This is a genomic window from Paenisporosarcina sp. P5_A11 (assembly GCF_056400705.1).
Map to the genome: position 1 here is coordinate 1 of NZ_JBFUKT010000284.1, position 2,651 is coordinate 2,651.

General features: G+C 38.4%; 2 protein-coding genes. Both read left to right on the top strand.

The features are described from left to right. Positions 1-17: 17 nt before the first annotated feature. Positions 18-1,994 carry a S9 family peptidase gene (locus AC1DOS_RS19335; protein ID WP_477538811.1) on the top strand — a complete coding sequence of 659 codons (1,977 nt, stop codon included), beginning with the start codon at positions 18-20 and terminating at the stop codon, positions 1,992-1,994. 11 nt (positions 1,995-2,005) lie between these two features. After that, positions 2,006-2,548, top strand: coding sequence for a GNAT family N-acetyltransferase (locus AC1DOS_RS19340; RefSeq protein ID WP_477538812.1), 543 nt, complete (start codon positions 2,006-2,008; stop codon positions 2,546-2,548). Positions 2,549-2,651: the final 103 nt, after the last annotated feature.

Sequence of the window (2,651 nt, forward strand, 5' to 3'; positions counted from 1 at the left end):
CATTTGGAGGAATTATCATGACAAAACGTAAATTAACAATAGAAGATTTAAGTAAGTTGATTTCAGTTACTCAGCCTTCTTTAGCACCCAATCAACAAGAAGCAGTTTTTGTGCAAACGAAAATTAATGACAAAGATAATACTTATCAAGCAAATTTATGGCATGTAGATTTGGAGACAAAGAAATTGACACAATGGACACATGGCAAGGAGAAAATTTCTAGTCCATGCTATTCGCAAGATGGAAGTCAGTTGGCGTTTTTATCTACGCGTGATGACAAAAATCAATTATATGTTTTATCAACGAGAGGTGGAGAAGCACGTAAAGTTACTTCGTTTGAAAAAGGTGTCAGCAGTTTCTTATGGTCTCCTTGTGGAAAGAAGATATGGTTTTTGGCTCCTGTAAAAGAAGGAAAGAACTTTACAGACGAGCCAGAGAAAGAAGAAAAGAAAAATCCTGAACCTTATATAGTAAATAAAATGAAATACAAAATGGACGGAGCGGGTTTACTCCCTCAAGACATCTATAAGCATATTGGTGTAATTGATCTCGAAACTGAGGAAGTGAAACAATTTACTCAAGGTAATCATCTTTATGATTTACAGGCTATTTCTCATAATGGGGAGAAAATAGTGTTCAGTGTCAATCGTTCTGAAAGTTTGGATTTCGAATTCCGACAAGCTTTATATTTGGTTGATAGTGAATCGAAAGAAGAGAAGTTAATCATTGACGAAGATGGTTACTTTGGCGGTGCAGCTTTTTCTTTGGATGATAAAAAGCTAGCATTTGTCGGAAGTGATTCTGCTTACAAAAATGCTACGCATACAGATTTGTATGTCTATGATCTAAAGTCTGGCTCTCGAGAAATTCTAACGGAAGGCATCGATGCACCGGTTGGAGATTATGTTGTTGCAGACCATCAACAAGGGGCAAATGCGCCAAGCGTGGTATGGACGGAAGACAATCTTTTGTACTTCCAAGTGTCTACAATGGGTGACGTTCGTTTATACGCCGCATCTTTAGAAGGGGAGATGTATCCAGCCACAGCAGATGATGAACATGTATACGGCTATGATGTTGCGAAGTCTGGAGAGTTTGCGCTCGTCACCGTTTCAAATTCAACGAAAATCGGTGAACTTTATTTACAAACCATTTCAACTGGTGAACGCCATGCGCTAACATCATTCAATGAATCATTTGAAAATGAAGTGGAACTTGTTCAACCACAAGCGATTATGTTTCAAGGAGCTAAAGAGTGGGCTGTTCATGGATGGTTAATGAAACCAGCAGGCTTTGTTGAAGGACAGAATTATCCATTAATTGTGGAGATTCATGGTGGTCCGCATGCTATGTACGCTAACACGTTTTTCCATGAGCTTCAGCTTTTGGCCGCACAAGGTTACGGTGTTCTGTATATTAATCCTCGTGGTAGTCATGGTTACAGTCAGCAGTTTGTCGATGCAGTTCGGGGTGATTATGGTGGTGGTGATTATGAAGACATCATGGCAGCCGTTGATTCAGTCCTTTCTGATAATGACTGGATTGATGAAAATCGTCTAGGTGTAACTGGTGGTAGTTATGGTGGCTTTATGACTAACTGGATCGTTAGTCATTCAAATCGTTTTAAAGCAGCAGTGACACAACGCTCCATTTCAAACTGGGTAAGTTTCTTTGGTGTTTCAGATATCGGCTATTATTTTAATGAATGGCAAATTGGAGCAGATATGACAGATGTAGAAAAACTATGGAACCATTCTCCTCTAAAATATGCTAAACACATTGAAACACCGTTACTCATTTTGCATAGTGAAAAAGATTTCAGATGTCCTATTGAGCAAGCAGAACAACTGTATATCACATTAAAACAAATGAAAAAAGAGACAGGCTTTGTTCGTTTCCCAGATGCTGACCACAACTTGTCGCGTACTGGCTATCCAAATCTACGTTATGCACGACTTGAGCAAATTACAGGTTGGTTTAAAAAGTATTTATGAGGTGATAGTTCTTGACTGATTTATCAGCAAAGGTTCATTTGCGACCTTTTTATGAAGACGATTTATGTACACTTTGGGCAATGAGTGCGAAAGAAGAAAATCCAGAGTGGAAGAAATGGGATGCACCTTATTATCCATACAAACCACAAACATTAGAAAAATTTCTATCAAATAAAGATCGTTATCTTCGAAAAGAACATATTTACGCTATTGAAATAAATGAAGAACTCGTCGGCATGGTGTCTTACTATTGGGAACATGAACCTTCTTTATGGCTTGAAATGGGAATCGTCATATTTAAGCCTGAATATTGGAGCGGGGGTTATGGTACAGAAGCAATTAGACAATGGATGAATCGCTTGTTTAAAACAATGCCTCTCGTACGCGTTGGATTTACCACTTGGTCTGGAAATGATCGAATGATTTGCGTCGGTGAAAAACTCGGCATGTCAATGGAAGCACGGATCCGCAAAGTTCGTTATTACGAAGGTAAATATTATGACTCCATTCGCATGGGTATTTTACGAGAAGAATGGGAAGCTACTAAAATATAAAATCAAGACCCCTTTCGCATAATTCGAAAGGGGTTTTTGGGCACAAGAGTAGAAATAATGTTTGAAATATGTTATAAATAAGTCTGTTAACCCAATGCCGAGT